Source organism: Terrimesophilobacter mesophilus (genome assembly GCF_014200375.1).
Taxonomy (GTDB): Bacteria; Actinomycetota; Actinomycetes; order Actinomycetales; family Microbacteriaceae; genus Terrimesophilobacter; species Terrimesophilobacter mesophilus.
This window is the reverse complement of the sequence record NZ_JACHBP010000001.1, coordinates 488533-504801: the sequence shown is the minus strand read 5'-3', so window position 1 is coordinate 504801 and position 16269 is coordinate 488533. Positions and strand designations below refer to the sequence as shown.

The 16269-nt window shown below is 67.1% G+C and carries 14 protein-coding genes; 12 read left to right on the top strand and 2 right to left on the bottom strand.

Annotated elements, in window-relative coordinates; translation table 11 throughout:
* Positions 1-6: 6 nt before the first annotated feature.
* The 11 genes from BKA04_RS02455 to BKA04_RS02405 all read left to right on the top strand — a co-directional run bounded on the left by BKA04_RS02455 (position 7) and on the right by BKA04_RS02405 (position 11983).
* Positions 7-735: a 16S rRNA (uracil(1498)-N(3))-methyltransferase gene (locus BKA04_RS02455; RefSeq protein WP_104094988.1), complete on the top strand. Its 729-nt coding sequence runs from the start codon at positions 7-9 to the stop codon at positions 733-735.
* 51 nt (positions 736-786) lie between these two features.
* Positions 787-1155, top strand: coding sequence for a histidine triad nucleotide-binding protein (locus BKA04_RS02450; RefSeq protein ID WP_104096587.1), 369 nt, complete (start codon positions 787-789; stop codon positions 1153-1155).
* Between the two features lie 4 nt (positions 1156-1159).
* Positions 1160-2230, top strand: coding sequence for a PhoH family protein (locus tag BKA04_RS02445; RefSeq protein WP_104094987.1), 1071 nt, complete (start codon positions 1160-1162; stop codon positions 2228-2230).
* Complete coding sequence (gene ybeY / locus BKA04_RS02440) at positions 2227-2697, top strand: rRNA maturation RNase YbeY (RefSeq protein WP_104094986.1); 471 nt, start codon at positions 2227-2229, stop codon at positions 2695-2697. Before BKA04_RS02445 ends, ybeY begins: the two co-directional genes overlap by 4 nt.
* Complete coding sequence (locus BKA04_RS02435) at positions 2694-3986, top strand: hemolysin family protein (RefSeq protein ID WP_104094985.1); 1293 nt, start codon at positions 2694-2696, stop codon at positions 3984-3986. The genes ybeY and BKA04_RS02435 overlap by 4 nt, the downstream gene beginning before the upstream one ends.
* Positions 3983-4876, top strand: coding sequence for a GTPase Era (gene era / locus BKA04_RS02430; protein ID WP_104094984.1), 894 nt, complete (start codon positions 3983-3985; stop codon positions 4874-4876). The genes BKA04_RS02435 and era overlap by 4 nt, the downstream gene beginning before the upstream one ends.
* Positions 4877-5034: 158 nt before the next feature.
* Complete coding sequence (locus BKA04_RS02425; protein ID WP_104094983.1) at positions 5035-6243, top strand: sensor histidine kinase; 1209 nt, start codon at positions 5035-5037, stop codon at positions 6241-6243.
* Positions 6240-6908: a response regulator gene (locus BKA04_RS02420; protein WP_104094982.1), complete on the top strand. Its 669-nt coding sequence runs from the start codon at positions 6240-6242 to the stop codon at positions 6906-6908. Before BKA04_RS02425 ends, BKA04_RS02420 begins: the two co-directional genes overlap by 4 nt.
* 89 nt (positions 6909-6997) lie before the next feature.
* Complete coding sequence (locus BKA04_RS02415) at positions 6998-7759, top strand: ABC transporter ATP-binding protein (RefSeq protein WP_104094981.1); 762 nt, start codon at positions 6998-7000, stop codon at positions 7757-7759.
* Positions 7756-9153 carry an ABC transporter permease gene (locus BKA04_RS02410; protein WP_104094980.1) on the top strand — a complete coding sequence of 466 codons (1398 nt, stop codon included), beginning with the start codon at positions 7756-7758 and terminating at the stop codon, positions 9151-9153. Before BKA04_RS02415 ends, BKA04_RS02410 begins: the two co-directional genes overlap by 4 nt.
* 79 nt (positions 9154-9232) lie before the next feature.
* Complete coding sequence (locus BKA04_RS02405) at positions 9233-11983, top strand: helix-turn-helix transcriptional regulator (protein ID WP_104094979.1); 2751 nt, start codon at positions 9233-9235, stop codon at positions 11981-11983.
* A 19-nt stretch (positions 11984-12002) separates the two neighbouring features.
* On the opposite strand, the gene BKA04_RS02400 is transcribed toward BKA04_RS02405, so the two are convergent.
* A complete protein-coding gene (locus BKA04_RS02400; RefSeq protein WP_167309644.1) occupies positions 12003-13535 on the bottom strand; it encodes a S1C family serine protease in 1533 nt (510 codons plus the stop codon).
* Between the two features lie 287 nt (positions 13536-13822).
* Between BKA04_RS02400 and leuA the strand changes: the two genes are divergently transcribed.
* A complete protein-coding gene (leuA, locus tag BKA04_RS02395; protein ID WP_104094977.1) occupies positions 13823-15583 on the top strand; it encodes a 2-isopropylmalate synthase in 1761 nt (586 codons plus the stop codon).
* Here the strand turns inward: leuA and BKA04_RS02390 are convergent.
* Positions 15580-16239, bottom strand: a complete 660-nt coding sequence (locus BKA04_RS02390; protein WP_232841938.1) for a pyridoxamine 5'-phosphate oxidase family protein — start codon at positions 16237-16239, stop codon at positions 15580-15582. The two genes, leuA and BKA04_RS02390, sit on opposite strands and share 4 nt — an antisense overlap.
* Between the last annotated feature and the right edge of the window lie 30 nt (positions 16240-16269).

Here is a 16269-nt window from a genome sequence, read left to right as displayed (position 1 = left end):
CGGCTTGTGGCCCACTTCTATCTGAGCGACGCCGTGACGGACTGTTCCGTCGGCGAGACCGTGGCGGTCGCCGGTGCCGAGGCTCGGCACGCCGTCGCGGTCGGTCGATTGCGCGTCGGCGAAACGCTGAGCGTCGGCGACGGCAGGGGCACCGTTGCCGCCGGGGTCGTCTCCGACATCGGCGCCGACCGGTTCTCACTGGAGGTGCAGGCGGTCCGTTTCACGGAGGAGCCCAGCCCCGCCCTGTGGCTCGCGCAGGCCCTCGCGAAGAACGATCGCGATGAGCTCGCCATCCAGGCGGCGACGGAACTCGGGGTTGACGGCGTGGTGCCGTGGGCGGCCGGTCGTTCGATCGTCAAGTGGGAGGGTGCCAAGATCCGCAAGCACGAGGAACGCTGGGCCACGATCCTTCGCGAAGCAGGCAAACAGTCGATGCGTTCCAGGATTCCGTTCCTGCGGCCGCTCGCATCGTCGGCGGACATCGCGAAACTCGGCGCCCAGTTCCATCTCGTCGTGCTGGACCCCACGGGACACATGCCGTTGAGCGGTCTGGTGCCGGATGACCGCGACATCCTTCTCGTCGTCGGTCCGGAGGGCGGAATCGCACCGGCGGAGCTGTCGCGTTTCGCGGCGGCCGGAGGGACCACGGCGCGGCTCGGCGCGAGCATCCTGCGGGCGAGTACAGCGGGGCCGGCGGCGATCGCAGTGCTCAACGGCGCACTCGGCCGCTGGTAGGCACCCATCACGACACACCCGGCCGGCGCGTCACCGGTTAAGATGGAGGACATGCCGGATTCAGCCGAACCATCGATTTTCACGCGCATCGTCGCGCGCGAGATCCCGGCAGACATCGTGTTCGAGAACGACACGATCATCGCCTTCCGAGACATCAACCCACAGGCCCCCGTGCACCTTCTCGTCGTGCCCAAGACCGAGGAGTACCGGAACGTCTCCGAGCTCGCTGAAGGCGATCCCGCCCTGCTCGCCGAGATCGTCGCGACGGCGAAGCGCCTCGCCGACGAGCACTGCGGCGGCGACTTCCGTCTCATCTTCAACGAGGGCGAAACGACCGGGCAGACCGTCTTTCACGTCCATGCGCACGTGCTCGGTGCGACGCAGGGCGACACACTCGCGGAAGAGTCCCTTGGCCAGTAGCGAAATGCCGACCGGCAGCGAGCGGTTCGAGGTGGACGGGATCGCGATGGTCCGCCTGCTCGGGCCGCAGGATCGCCTGCTCAAGACCGTCGAGACCCAGTACCCGCTCGTGCGCGTGCTCGTGCGCGGAAACGAGGTGACCCTGGAGGGTGATGCGGACCAGGTGGCATCCGCCAAACGCCTGGTCGAAGAGCTCATCGCCATGGTGCGCAACGGGCACGACCTCGGCGAAGGGGATGTCGCCACCTCGGCGAGGATGCTGAGCAACGACCCCCGGACGAGCCCTGCCGAAGTGCTCAGCCAGGCCATCCTCACGACGCGCGGCAGGAGCATCCGACCGAAGACGCTCGGCCAGAAGAACTACGTTGACGCCATCGACCAGAACACCATCGTGTTCGGTATCGGGCCGGCGGGCACCGGGAAGACCTATCTCGCGATGGCGAAGGCGGTGCAGGCTCTCCAGCGCAAGGAGGTCGAGCGCATCATCCTGACTCGCCCGGCAGTCGAGGCCGGAGAGCGCCTCGGGTTCCTGCCCGGCACCCTGAATGACAAGATCGACCCGTACCTGCGCCCGCTCTACGACGCCCTCAACGAGATGATGGACCCCGACGTGGTACCGAAGCTCCTTGCGACGGGCACGGTCGAGGTGGCGCCGCTCGCCTACATGCGCGGGCGCACGCTCAACGACTCGTTCATCATCCTCGACGAGGCGCAGAACACGAGCCCGGAGCAGATGAAGATGTTCCTGACGCGACTCGGGTTCGGGTCGAAGATCGTCGTCACGGGCGACGTGACCCAGGTCGACCTGCCGGCCGGCGCGAGCGGGCTGCAGCTCGTGACGCATGTGCTCGACGCGATCGACGACATCCACTTCGCCCGGCTGACCAGCGAGGATGTCGTTCGGCACAGCCTCGTCGGCCAGATCGTCGACGCATACACGCGCTATGACGCGCAGCGGCAGGCGGTGCGCTTCGAACGGGAGCAGACGGAGGGCGCGAACCGCGAGGAGCGCAGGGCATCCCTCAATCGCGGCAGGAACCCGCAGGATCATCGCCGACGAGGGGGCAGTGCGTGAGCATCGAGATCAACAACGAATCCTCCGTCGAGGCCGATGAACCGGCGCTCCAGCGGCTCATGGTCTACGCGCTGGACGAGCTGTTCGTGCATCCGGATGCCGACCTCGGCATCGTCCTCGTCGATGAGGCAGCCATGGAGCAATTGCACGTCCAGTGGATGGACGAGCCGGGCCCCACCGACGTGCTGAGCTTCCCGATGGACGAACTGCGCCCGGGCACGGAGGATGCGATGACGCCCGCCGGTCTCCTCGGCGACATCGTGCTGTGTCCGCAGGTCGCTGCAAGCCAGGCGAGCGCAGCGGGGCACAGCCTGACCGATGAACTCCTCCTCCTCACCTGCCACGGACTGCTCCACCTACTCGGTTTCGACCATGCGGAGCCGGAGGAGGAGAAGGAGATGTTCGGCATCCAGGGCGAGCTCCTCGCCGGATTCTCCCAGTCCGAACGAAAACGTCGCAGGCCATGATCCCGGCCTTCGTGACCATCGCCGTGGTGCTGGTGGCACTCGGCGGCTGGCTCGCGGCGGCAGACTCCGCGCTCGGCGTGCTCTCCCGCGCCGACCTCAACGACATCGCACTGACGTCGAGAGCTCGCGCATCCCTGCTCGCGATTGCGGGCGATGTCGGAGCCCACGTGAACGCCGTGAACTTCGTTCGTGTCGTGGCGGAGACGACGGCTGCCGTCCTCGTCACTCTCGCGTTCGCGTCGGTGTTCGCGGAGTGGTGGTGGGCGCTCCTGCTGTCGGCGTTCATCATGACGCTCGCCTCCTTCGTTCTCGTCGGATCGAGCCCGAGGGCGGTCGGCCGCGTGAATGCGCGCCCCGTCATCCGCTGGAGCGCGTGGCTCGTCCACGCCTGCCGGGTACTGCTCGGGCCGATCGCCGCCGCGCTCGTGGCCATCGGGGACAGGGTCACGCCGGGGAGATCCCGCACGGTGTCGTTCTCGTCGGAGGAGCAGTTGCTGAGCATGGTGGATGAGGCCACAGAGCAGGACGTGCTCGAGGAGGACGACCGGGAGCTCATCCACTCCATTTTCGAGTTCAATGACACCGTCGTTCGCGAAGTGATGATTCCGCGGACCGACATGGTGGTCATCGACGGAGAGGACGGTATCGCCGCGGCGATGGAGGTCTTTCTCGGCAAGGGGGTGTCCCGGATGCCCGTCATCGGTGACGACATCGACGAGATTCTCGGCATCCTCTACCTGCGCGATGTCGCGAGGCTCACGTTCGAGCGTCCGCTCGATGCGGATGCGACGACGGTCGCCGGTCTCGCCAGGCCGGCGCTCTTCGTGCCGGAGTCCAAGAAGGTCGACGAGCTGCTGCGCCAGATGCAGCTCGAATCCAACCACCTGTCGATGGTCGTCGACGAGTACGGCGGGATCGCAGGACTGGTGACCCTCGAGGACATCATCGAGGAGCTCGTCGGCGACATCTCCGACGAATACGACCGTGAGGTTGTCGTGGTCGCCGACCTCGGCCATGGCCGCTACCGGGTGAGCGCGAGGCTGCCGATCGACGAGCTCGGCGAACTGTTCGGCATCGAGCTCGACGATGACGATGTCGAGTCGGTGGGCGGACTCCTCACGAAGGCGCTCGGCCGCCTCGCGACGACGGGGGCAGTCGCCAGGACGGCAGGGCTCGTGCTGACCGCGGAACGGACCGAGGGCAGGGGGCGAAGGCTTCGCACCGTCATCGTCGAGCGGGACCCGACCATGCCGCTCGACGTGCCGGATGACGAGGGGGAGCCGACATGAGCGCAGGATTCCGAGCCGGGTTCGTGACTTTCGTCGGCCGCCCCAATGTCGGCAAGTCGACCCTGACGAACGCCCTCGTGGGTGAGAAGGTCGCGATCACGAGCAGCAAGCCGCAGACCACGCGCCGCGCCATCCGGGGTATCGTCCATCGACCGGACGGCCAGCTCATCCTCGTGGACACGCCGGGGATGCACCGCCCGCGCACCTTGCTCGGTGAGCGTCTCAACGACGTCGTGCAGTCGACGCTCGCGGACGTCGACGTCATGTGCCTGTGCGTGCCGGCGAACGAGAGACTCGGGCCAGGCGATCGATTCATCAACGAACAGCTCGACCAGTTCCCGAAGGCGAAGAAGGTGGCGATCGTCACGAAGACGGATGTCGCATCGAAGTCCGCGGTCGCCGAGCAGCTCCTGGCGGTGAGCCGGCTGCGGGAGTGGGCCACCATCATCCCGGTGTCTGCGCTCACCGGTGTGCAGCTGGACATCCTCGCTGCGGAGCTCGTGGCGCTGCTTCCGGAGTCGGAACCGCTCTACCCGCAGGAGACGGTCACCGAGGAGGACCTCGAGGCACGCATCGCCGAGCTCATCCGCGAGGCGGCGCTCGAAGGCGTGTCGGATGAGCTTCCGCATTCGATCGCGATCACCATCGATGACATGGTCGACCGCGACGACAAGGAGCTGCTCGAGATCTACGCGAACCTGTTCGTCGAGCGGGACAGCCAGAAGGGCATCATCATCGGCCACAAGGGGAGCCGGCTCGCCGAGGTCGGTGCACGGGCAAGGGCCGCGATCGAACCGCTCGTCGGCAAGCAGGTGTTCCTGTCGCTGCGGGTGAAGGTGGCGAAGGACTGGCAGCGCGACGCGAAGCAGCTCGGCCGCCTCGGCTTCTGACCCCGCGAGACCGCAGTTTCCGCTCCACAACGGATACGTCGGCGCGAAAGCTACGGTCTCGCGGAGGGATGCGGATCACATACATCCAGCGGATGATGTTGGCCGACGGCAGAGTGACATCCGGTTACGCGCCTCCCGCAGGCCCTACCGTTGAAGACATGTTCCGTCATCTGACCCCCGGCCAACTGGCCTTCGACATCGGCGCTGCCGCTGCCTGCTGGGTCTTCGCCTTTCTCACCTACACGAACGGGATTGCCGGCAACCTGCTGCCGCTTACCGGCATGGCGACCGCGCTCGCGCTTCGGCGGTTCAGCCCGGCGCTCGCCCTCGGAATCGCCTGGGTCACATCGCTCATCCAGGTGAGCTTCGCCATCGGCCCCGACATCTCGAACCTGGCCATTCTTCCCGTGCTTTACGCGACGGCGCGCTATGGAGTTCCTCCCGTCAAGTGGGCCGGTCTCGGCTCGACCGGGGCAGGAGCCCTCGTCGTCGCGGCGTACACCTCGCTCGCAACGATCTTCGGCGATCAGTTCGGTGACGGCAACCAGATCTTCATCTCGCTCCCTCACGCCATCACTGCATCCGTGATCGTCTTCTTCTCCGCCTTCTCAGTCTTCGCCCTGAGCTGGACCTTCGGCCTGCTCGCCCGTACCTGGAGCCGAGCGCGCGAGGCAGGCCAGGCCCGCATCCTCGCCGAACGCCAACGGATCGACGCGCAACGTTCCATCGTCGTCGAGCAGGAGCGGAACCGCATCGCCCGCGACATGCACGACGTCGTGGCGCACTCCCTCGCCGTCGTGATCGCTCAGGCGGACGGCGCGCGGTACGCCCGCGCCGAGAACCCCGAGGCGGTGGATGCCGCACTCACGACGATCTCGACGATCGCGCGCGAGGCGCTCGGCGATGTGCGCATCCTGCTCGGACAGCTGCGCCACAGCCAGGACGAGGTACCGCAACCCGTGCTCGCGGATCTGGACCGGTTGTTCGAGCAGTTCCGCGCATCCGGACTGCCCGTCGATTTCGAGGAGGCCGGAACGCCGCAGCCGCTCGCCACCGGCGCCCAACTGGCGGTCTACCGTATCGTCCAGGAGGCGCTCACCAACGCGCTGCGCCACGGCGACAGCCCAGGGCGCGCGACGGTGGCATTCCGTTGGGAGGCCGACGAGCTCGCGCTCGAGGTCACGAGCGCATTGGAAGAGGGCAACGTGAAACCAGCGACATCCGCAGGGCATGGCCTCGCCGGCATGACCGAGCGAGCCGTGCTCGCCGGTGGCACGCTCACCGCCGAACCGCACGACGGCAGCTTCATGGTGTCGGCGACCATTCCGGCAGCCCAGCACGAGGCCCAGCAGGAGACGCAGGGATGACCGTCCGCATCCGTGTTGCGCTCGTCGACGACCAGGCTCTTTTCCGGGCCGGCATCCGCATGCTCATCTCCTCGCAGGCCGACCTCGACTTCGTGGGCGAGGCGGGCGACGGGGCAGAGGCGGTCGCCATGGCCGCTGAGACCGAGCCCGACGTCATCCTCATGGACATCCGGATGCCCGTCATGGACGGCATCGAGGCGACCCAGCGGATTCTCGGTGCGGCCCAGCAGCGCGCGGGTGCACTCCCACGTGTGATCGTCCTCACGACATTCGACCTGGACGAAGCCGCAGCCAGGGCGATTCGGGTGGGAGCAAGCGGGTTCGTGCTGAAGGACGCGGACCCTGAGTTCCTTCTCGCCGCCATCCGCACCGTGAACGCGGGCACCTCGGTCATCGCGGCATCGGCGACGCGGGAACTCTTCGAGCACTTCAATGACCGGCCGTCCGCCGGGGCAGAACCCGAGGAGTTCGCTGCGCTCACGCCGCGCGAACGGGAGATCTTCCTCCTCGCCGCCCAGGGACTCAGCAACGCCGAGATCGCGTCGAGCGAGTTCCTGAGCGAGGCGACGGTCAAGACCCATGTGAGCCGCATCCTCGGCAAGCTCGGTCTGCGCGACCGCGTGCAGCTCGTCGTCTACGCGTTCGAACACCGACTCAACGGGTAGCCGTTCGGCGGCCGGATCATCCGCAGGATGTAGGCAACAGCCATCCAGCGCCGGATGCCGGCAACGGGTCGCGTGCTTAGCGTTGGACCATGGCATTCAACTACGCACAGGACGGGCTCGTCGCCCGGGTGACCGAACTCAGCAAGACCTACGGAGACGGAGCCGCCACCATCACGGCGCTCGACGACGTGTCGATCGGGCTTCGCCAGGGCGACTTCACCGCGATCATGGGACCGAGCGGATCGGGCAAGTCCACTCTCATGCACATCATGGCCGGGCTCGACTCACCCACCTCGGGGTCCGTCTGGCTCGGCGACACCGACATCACGGCACTGGGCGACACGCAGTTGACCCTGCTGCGCCGACGCAGGGTCGGCTTCGTGTTCCAGTCCTTCAACCTCGTTCCGACTCTCGATGTCATGGGCAACATCCTTCTTCCGTTCGAACTCGACGGCCGCAGGCCCAACGGAGACGAACGCGCGTGGATCGATCAACTCGTCGCCTCACTCGGCCTCCGCGACCGCGTGACGCATCGCCCTCACGCACTGTCCGGCGGGCAGCAGCAGCGGGTCGCGATCGCCAGGGCGCTCGGCACGCGACCGGATCTCGTGTTCGCGGACGAGCCGACGGGCAACCTCGATTCGCGCAGCGGTCGTGAAGTCCTCTCCCTCCTCGCGGCGGCGAGCACCGAATACGGCCAGAGCATCGCCATGGTCACTCACGATCCGATCGCCGCGAGCTATGCGGACCGCATCCTGTTCCTCGCGGATGGCCGCGTCGTCCACGATCGTGCCCGGTCGAGTGCAGAAGAGATCTCCTCCTTCATGCTGTCCATGGAGAGTGCAGCGTGAGGGCCTCCCTGCGCGATCATCGCGCGAGCGTCCTCGTCGCGGCGCTCAGCTCGGCGTTCGGTGTCCTCCTGCTGGAGGTGACCGGCGCGCTCAGCACCCTGGTGACGGCCGACGACATCGGCCGGCATGCGGCTGTGTCGGTGTCGCTCACCATCGTCGCCTTCGTCTTCCTGACGATCGCCGTGTATGTCGGGGCGATCGTGACGACCAATACCTTCGCGACCATCATCGCGGGCCGAACGAAGACCATCGCACTGCTCCGCCTCATCGGCTCCAGTTCCCGGCAGGAACGTCGGGCCGTCGCCACCGAGGGGTTCGTGGTCGGGCTCATCGGCTCGGCTCTCGGTGCCGTCGCCGGTGTCGCGGCCGCATTCGGCGCCGTGCGCACCATGGTGGGCACCGGTCTCATTCCCGATCTGGCCTACGAGTTCTTCCCTCCCGTGCTGCTGGTGCCCGTCTCGATCGTGTTCCTCACGACGTGGCTGTCGGCGTGGATCGGGTCGCGCCGGGTCCTGCAGGTGACCCCGCTGGAGGCCGTGGGGGCATCGCAGGAGCTCAGTCGCGACGAGAGCGACTCGCGGCGGGGCAGGACCGTCGCCGCGATCGTCCTCTCCATCATCGGCATCGTGATCCTCGTGCTGGGGGTCCTGCTCGGACTCGTCAGTCAACTGGGAGTGCTCGTCGGGGTCGTCGGAGGCATCCTGTCCTTCACCGGTCTCGTCCTCGGGGCCCACCTCTTCATGCCGACTGCGCTTCAACTCGCCGGCCGACTGATGGGCTCGAGCGCTGAGGCGAGGCTTGCCGCCGCCAACGCCGTACGGTATCCGGAGCGCAGTTCCCGGATGACGATCGGGCTCGTCATCGGAATCACCCTCATCACGATGTTCGCGGTAGCGACTCAGACGTTCCAGGACATGATCCACGAGGCGATGAGGGCGGACCCCCAGATGTACCAGGGCGTCGACGGCGTCCTGTCTGTCCTGGTCACCGTGTTCTCCGTCCTCATCGGGTTCTCCGCGCTCATCGCGGCGGTCGGCATGGTCAACAACCTGTCGCTCTCTGTGCTGCAGCGTCAGCGGGAGCTCGGACTCTTGCGCGCACTCGGGTTCACCGGTGGCCAGGTGAAGCGGATGATCGTGGTCGAGTCGGCGCAGTATTCGATCGCGGCGGTCGGCGTCGGCCTCCTCCTCGGGATCGCGTACGGCTGGGCCGGCGCCCAGGCGCTCCTCGGTTCGATCCACGGCAGCCCGGGGCTCGTCATACCCTCCGTGCCCTGGTTGCTTCTGGTTCTCGTGGTCGCGGCGGCCGCGACCCTCACTGCGGTGGCCTCGGTGTCACCGGCGCGGCGCGCGACGCGAATAGCACCGGTCGTCGCGCTCGCCGTGGACTCGTGATTTCGATGGCGGGAATCTACCGCGGCCGTCTCTATTCCCAATACACTTCGCTCACTGGTTCAGATCCCCGTGGAGCGCCATGGCAGTCGTCGAACGCGAGAGCGAGCGCTCGACGCTGCGCAGGGTCCTGAGCACGGTCGGCGAACCAGGAGCCCAGGCGATCTCCGTCGTCGGCATCCCCGGCATCGGCAAGTCGACGCTCGTCGGCCTTGCCGTGGCCGAATGCACCGACTGGCTCGTGCTGACCGCGAGGGGCACCCCGCTCGGCGCGCAGGTTCCGCACGGCGTGCTCGTTCAGCTGTTCGCGGGCCTCGCGCGCTCCACTGCAGCGGGGGAGCCGCCGTTCGACGGCCCGGGCGGGATGATCCGCGAGCTCATGGTGGACGGAGCGGTCGGCGCCGACATGGCCGCTCTGTCGTACGCCCTGCACTGGATCGTTTCAAGGCTGGCGGAGGACCGACGGGTGCTCGTCGTCGTCGATGACCTGCACTGGGCCGACCCGGCATCACTCTCGATCCTCGGGCACGCGATGGGGCTGCTCGGGTCAGTGGGCGTCGGGTTCCTGTTCGGGGTGCGGCGAGGCCATCCGGATGATGTGGGGCAGGAACTCACGGCGATCGTCCGCGGATCGACCATTGTCGCTCCAGGGCCGCTCACCCTGGCGGGAACGACCGCGATCGTGGAGGGTACCGGGCTCGACGCAGAGCAGGTTCATGAACTGTCGGGAGGGGTCCCCTTCTACGTCACAGAACTCGTCGCGATGGGCGCAGCCGGGCGGCAGCTCACATCATCCGCCCAGGTCATCGAGTCGATCGGTGGGCGACTGGCTCAGCACGGGGGCGTGCATCGGGACGTGGCCAGGGCCGCCGCCATTCTGGGCACGGAAGCGACCGGTGCGACGGTCGCCGAGCTTGCAGGGGTTTCGGAGAGCTCACTCGACCCGATCGTCGCCACGCTGGCCGACGACGGCATCCTGTCGGCATCGGGGCGTCTCATACCCGCCCACCCGCTCGTGGGCGAGGCGATTCGGAACGAGATGGGAGAGTCCGCGCGCGCGGCGTTCCACGATCGGGCCGCCCGCATCCTCCACGCGCGGGGCGCATCCGGATCCAGCGTGTCAGCCCACATCCTGCGGAGCCCGGTGGGAGTGGACGCCTGGCGGGTCACTGTCCTCATGGGCGCCGGTCGGGTGGCCATTGCTGCCGGCGCGCCGGGGGATGCCGTCGCCTACCTGGATCGGGCACTGTTGGAGATGAGGGCGGATGACCCGCTCCGGCTGACACTCCTGACGGAGGCGGCGCACGCGAGCCTTGCCGCGAACGACCCGGCGGCTGCCGTCTCCCACCTGCGCAACGCGCTCGCACTGAGCGACGACGTCGATGCGAGGTCGAGAGTCCTGGCCGACCTGGGTGATGCGCTTTTCGACGCGGGGGACCACGCCGGGGCGGAGGCGGCCTACCTGCAGGGCGCAGAAGAGCTCACTGCGGCCGGAACCGATACGACCCGACCCATCTTCCGGGAGTTCGTCGCGCGGGGGCTTTCCGCTCACCTGAGCTTCGTACTCGGCCCGCCCGTGATGTCGAGCGAGGTGATCCAGCAGACGATCGATCAGCCGCAGGAGCGGGATACGCCGCAGGATGCTCGCCTCCTGGCGGCCGCGGCGGTCGGGTTCACCCTCTCCGGGGAACCCAACGAGCGGACGAGGAGCCTTGCCCTGCGGGCCTACCGCCGCTGGCCGCGATCGAGGTCCGACTTCGCCGACGACCCCACGACGTATCTCCTCTCCGGAGCGCTGACGACATCGGGCCTCTTCGCCGAGGGCATCGAGCTGCTGACGAGCGCCGCGCACAGCGCGAGGATGAGGGGACGGCTGCTGAGCGAGGCGACCGCCCGGTATTGCCGCGGCTCTGTGTATTTCTCCCAGGGAGACTTCCGGCGAGCGATTCCCGACCTCGTCGCAGCGGTGAACTCGGTCCCGCTCGGCTGGGCGCGATACCGAGAGTCGGCGGAGACGCTGCTCATCCGCTGGCACATTGCAGTCGGAGACAACGCGGCGGCCGCGAGGATCGCACTGACCGAGCAGTACGAGAGCGTGAGCGCCGCATTCCAGTCGATCCAGTACATCGGAAGGTCGGATTACTGGACCGGGGTCGGACGGCCATCGAAGGGGCTCGGCCTCGCATACGACGCGCGGGACCTTCTCCCCTCCGGTGCGGAGTCGTTCGAATTCGGCTGGCGCGGTTCTGCAGGCGACGCATTGTTCGCACTCGGCGATGTGGCCGCAGCGAGCCGACTGGCCAAGGAGGAGGTCGCGCTCGCCGAGACATCCGGAAAGCACGCGACCGCACTCGGCCCCGCCCTGTACCGGCTCGCGCGAGCACTCGGCGACGATGCGGAGGCCATCGGGCTGGCCCGCAGGGCACTCGAGGTTCTCGGGCCGTCGCGCAGGTACGCGCGGGCACACGTGCATGAGCTCCTCGCCGGCCGGCTGGTGTCCTCCGGCGATGCGGCCGGGGCCGTCGAGCTGCTCCTGCACGCGCTCGAGTATGTCCAGTCGCAGAGACTCGCGCGGGCGGAGAAGAGGATACTGGCGTCACTGACCGCCATCGGGCACCCGATGATCCCGTCGTCGCTGGACAGGAGGATCGCGTCGCTGACGCCATCCGAGTTTCGCGTCGCGACCCTTGCGTCGCAGGGCATGTCGAACCGGGAGATCGCCGCGAGCCTGTTCGTCACGCTCAAGACCGTCGAATTCCACCTCTCGCGCTGCTATCGAAAGCTCGGGATCCCGGCCAGACGCGACCTGGCCGGGATCCTCCGAGCGTCGTGAGCGAGAGGACTTCCGTCACTCAGAACGACGCATTGAAGGTGTTCAGGATGTTGGTGAGAACGACATCCTTGTCCTGGTCGGAGACCAGCTGCACGTAAACGAGCATGAGGTGGGTCTTGCCGACGTCGGTCGTCGCCAGGATCCCGAAGTCAGTGCTCGAGCCGGCACACCCCGTGAAATAGGCGAATTGACCGACGTAGTACCCGTCGTCGTATGGTCCCTCGCTGTCGAGCGTGCAGTCCTTCCCTGAGCCCTGTTTGTAGTTGGTGATGATCTGGACGAGGTCGGAGTTCACCGCGTCCATGCTCGCGGCGACCTGGACGCCGGGGACGGCCCAGCTCTTGTTGAACGTCGCCATGTCCGGTGTCGCCGTGATGCTGTAGAACGTCGAACCGTTGTCATCCGTGAAGCTGGCCCCATCGGTCTGCGACCAGGTGTTCGGCACCTGCACGCTGACGGCACCGGTGTCATCCGTCGCGGTGACGAAGTTGCCGACCGCACCGCTCGAGCCGTTGCCGCTCGAGACGAGCTTGATCTCCTTGCCGTTGAACTGGCCCTCGTAGACCGAGTTGTCCGACGGACGGTAGACCTGATAGTCGATCGTCGCGTCGACGCCCTGGGTCTTGAGCACCTGGCAGTAGTCGGCGAGGCTGCCGTCCCGCGCCAGGGTCACACCGGCCATGGCGATGAGCACGTCACCCGGCTTGATCCCTGTGACGTCGGCGGGGCCGCCTGCCGCGACGGATTCGATCCAGATGCCGTTCGGCGTCCCGTCGTCCGCCGGGGCGAGCGCCTGGGCGTTGATGCCCAGGGACAGCACCGGCTTGCCCTTCTTGAGGTCGGCGAGTACGGGGAGGACCTGGTCCCTGTGGATGGCGTAGTTGTAGTCGAGGTCGTCGCGGCCGGCGTAGTTCACACCAACGACCCTGCCGCTCGGATCCACGAGCGGGCCTCCGGAGTTGCCGCCGCGGATTCTCGCGTCGTGCTCGATGACGTGATCGAGAGACGCCCAGGAGTCATCCTGCTTCACGTCGTTCTTCGAGACGATTCCCTTCGTCATTGTGAACGTGGGGTCCCCGAGGGGGAACCCGGCCGAGTAGACATCGAGAGCGGTCTCGATACTCCCGTCGTGCCACGCCATGTAGGGGTAGGTCCCCTTGTCCAGCTGGATGACGGCGAGGTCGAGACACTCCGAGGCGCCGAGAACCTTCGCGTTGAACTGCTTGGACGAATCGCCCCCCAACCAGACCTTGAGCGTTCCTGCGCCCACCACGACGTGGTTGTTGGTCACGGCCAGGCCGCTCGAGTCGATGATGAATCCGGAACCGCGGGCGGCGCTTTCGGACGGCTCCGTCGTTCCGGCCGGGATGAAGGTTCCCTGCGCCTGGATCTGGATGGTCGCGGACTGCACTCCCTTGAAGTCGACCGGCGGCGGACCGGCCTGCACCGAGAAGCCCATACAGCCGCTCAGTGCGAATGTCGCGGCCGAGCATGCTGCGAGCATGCCGATGTATCGCACACCGCGCCCCCGTTTTGTCGTGATTTGTGGCACAAGTTCCTCCTGCTGTAACGGGTGCGCATCACCCGCGTGTGAAGCCAGCATTGCGGTGCGGAGGCTGCGGTTGGAGGATTCTCGACCCCAGTATGCGAATACTGGGGTAGGCGGCTCGATGGTGTGATCGTTCCTTCGCGGTGCTACCCTGAATTCGTGCTGTTCGGTCTGCTCCTTCTTAGCTGCCGCGACGAGACCTAGATCCGGGTCCATCCTCGTCGCGGCCTCTGCTGATTAAACCCAGCGTCGTCGGCTGACCCACCTCCTTCCGCGAGAGAGCGCACAACATGAAGAACCGACAGACCGCATCGGCGATGCCGATCCACAAGTACCGTCCGTATCACGAGACCTTCACCGTCGACCTGCCTGACCGCACCTGGCCGGACGCGACGATCGCGAAGGCTCCGCGTTGGTGCGCCGTCGACCTGCGGGACGGCAACCAGGCGCTCATCGATCCCATGAGCCCGGAGCGCAAACAGATCATGTTCGACCTGCTCGTCCGGATGGGATACAAGGAGATCGAGGTGGGGTTCCCTTCGGCGAGCCAGACCGATTTCGACTTCGTGCGCAAACTGATCGACGAGGGCCTGATTCCGGATGACGTGACGATCCAGGTGCTCACCCAGGCCCGCGGAGAACTCATCGAGCGCACCTACGAGTCAATCCGCGGCGCGAAGCAGGCGATCGTGCACCTCTACAACTCCACGAGCATCCTGCAGCGCGATGTCGTGTTCCGCACCGACCGACAGGGGATCGTCGACATCGCCGTCAACGGTGCGCGGATGTGCAAGGCGGCCGAGAGGCTCGCCCCCGGCACGGACATCTACTACGAGTACTCGCCGGAGAGCTACACCGGCACGGAACTCGAGTTCGCCCTCGAGGTGTGCAACGCCGTGCTCGAGGTCTTCGAGCCGACACCTGAGCGCAAGGTCATCATCAACCTGCCCGCGACGGTCGAGATGGCGACCCCCAACGTGTACGCCGACTCGATCGAGTGGATGTCGCGGAACCTGAACCACCGCGAGAACGTCATCCTGAGCCTGCACCCGCACAATGATCGCGGTACGGCGGTCGCGGCGGCGGAGCTCGGCTACCAGGCTGGCGCCGACCGCATCGAGGGATGCCTGTTCGGCAACGGAGAGCGCACCGGGAACGTGGACATCGTCGCGCTCGGCATCAACCTGTTCACGCAGGGCATCGACCCGCAGATCGACTTCAGCGACCTGGACGACATCAAGCGCATCGCGGAGTACTGCAACCAACTGCCGGTGCCGGAACGCAGCCCCTGGGCGGGCGACCTCGTCTACACGGCGTTCAGCGGTTCGCACCAGGACGCGATCAAGAAGGGCTTCGAGGCCATGGAGGCCGACGCGAAGACCCAGGGCAGGTCTGTCGACGAGCTCGTCTGGGCCGTTCCCTACCTGCCGGTCGATCCGAAGGATCTCGGTCGCAGCTACGAGGCGGTCATCCGGGTCAACTCGCAGTCCGGCAAGGGCGGCGTCGCGTACCTGCTCAAGGCGGACCACGCACTCGATCTGCCGCGCAAGCTGCAGATCGAGTTCAGCGGCGTCGTGCAGGCGAAGACGGATGCGGAGGGCGGCGAGGTCTCGAGCGCCCAGATCTGGGAGATCTTCACCGACGAGTACCTTCCGTCGCCGATTCCGGATGACAAGTGGGGCCGGTTCGAACTGTCCCGAACGCGCACCGAGAGCGACATGTCCGGGGTGGTGTCGCTCTACGCGGAGCTGCGCGTCGGAGAGTCGACCGTGGAGGCCAACGGAACGGGTAACGGGCCCATCGACGCCTTCCTCGACGTTCTCGCACACGAGGGCATCGACGTCAAGGTCTACGACTACGTCGAGCACGCCCTCGGGGCAGGCGGTGACGCGGTCGCCGCGGCCTACGTCGAGTGCCAGGTCGGCGACAAGCGGCTGTGGGGCGTCGGAATCGATGCCGACATCTCGACCGCGAGCCTCAAGGCCGTCGTGTCTGCGGTCAACCGCGCGGTGCGAACGCCCTCGGATGACCGCGAGTTGATCGGCGTCTAGCCCGGCCTCACGCGACTGCGGCCGGCGAGGGCGCGCACCGATTCCGACTCCGAGATGCCTGCACGCAGGTCCGGTGCGGGCTCGGGCTCGCCGTACGTCGTGTGGATGGGCAGGATGCCCGCCCAGGTGTCTCCCGCGATGTCCTCGTCGGGGTCCTCAGGCCACTGGGTCGAGTTCTTGAACGTCCATTCGTCGACTACCATCCGGAGCATGAGCGTCGCTGCGAGCTCCCTGCGGTTGTGCGGACGGAGCTCCGCCAGCCGACCGGGGAGCAGCCCGCCGGTCACGAGGTCGAGCGCTTCGGCCTTCTCGTCGTCGTCGAGTCGAACGCACGAACCGAACAGCACGGCGCTGCGGTAGCGCATCGACGACTCGAAGGCTGAGCGTGCGAAGACGAGCCCGTCGACCGCCATGACCGAGACGGTCACGGGGATTCCCGTCGCGAGCCTTCGCAGCCACCACGAGCCGGTGGACCCGTGCAGGATGATGTCCTCGCCATCCGGGACGATCGCGATCGGCATGACGACCGGCCGCCCATCCTCGACGAACGCGAAGTGCCCGACCGACGCATCCCGCAGGAGGCGGTCGAGTGCGGCCCTGTCGGTCGAGTTGACGCGCTCCGGCATCCTGGCCGGTTTCGTTCGATTGAGGCTCATCAGGCAATTCTGCTACGCGACCAGCGGCCG

Excerpts from the sequence above, each read along its gene's own strand:
- BKA04_RS02425 (WP_104094983.1), top strand. The coding sequence starts at position 5,035 with ATGTTCCGTCATCTGACCCCCGGCCAACTGGCCTTCGACATCGGCGCT.
- BKA04_RS02450 (WP_104096587.1), top strand. The coding sequence starts at position 787 with ATGCCGGATTCAGCCGAACCATCGATTTTCACGCGCATCGTCGCGCGC.
- BKA04_RS02445 (WP_104094987.1), top strand. The coding sequence starts at position 1,160 with ATGCCGACCGGCAGCGAGCGGTTCGAGGTGGACGGGATCGCGATGGTC.
- BKA04_RS02390 (WP_232841938.1), bottom strand. The coding sequence starts at position 16,239 with ATGAGCCTCAATCGAACGAAACCGGCCAGGATGCCGGAGCGCGTCAAC.
- era (WP_104094984.1), top strand. The coding sequence starts at position 3,983 with ATGAGCGCAGGATTCCGAGCCGGGTTCGTGACTTTCGTCGGCCGCCCC.
- BKA04_RS02415 (WP_104094981.1), top strand. The coding sequence starts at position 6,998 with ATGGCATTCAACTACGCACAGGACGGGCTCGTCGCCCGGGTGACCGAA.
- BKA04_RS02420 (WP_104094982.1), top strand. The coding sequence starts at position 6,240 with ATGACCGTCCGCATCCGTGTTGCGCTCGTCGACGACCAGGCTCTTTTC.
- BKA04_RS02405 (WP_104094979.1), top strand. The coding sequence starts at position 9,233 with ATGGCAGTCGTCGAACGCGAGAGCGAGCGCTCGACGCTGCGCAGGGTC.
- BKA04_RS02435 (WP_104094985.1), top strand. The coding sequence starts at position 2,694 with ATGATCCCGGCCTTCGTGACCATCGCCGTGGTGCTGGTGGCACTCGGC.
- leuA (WP_104094977.1), top strand. The coding sequence starts at position 13,823 with ATGAAGAACCGACAGACCGCATCGGCGATGCCGATCCACAAGTACCGT.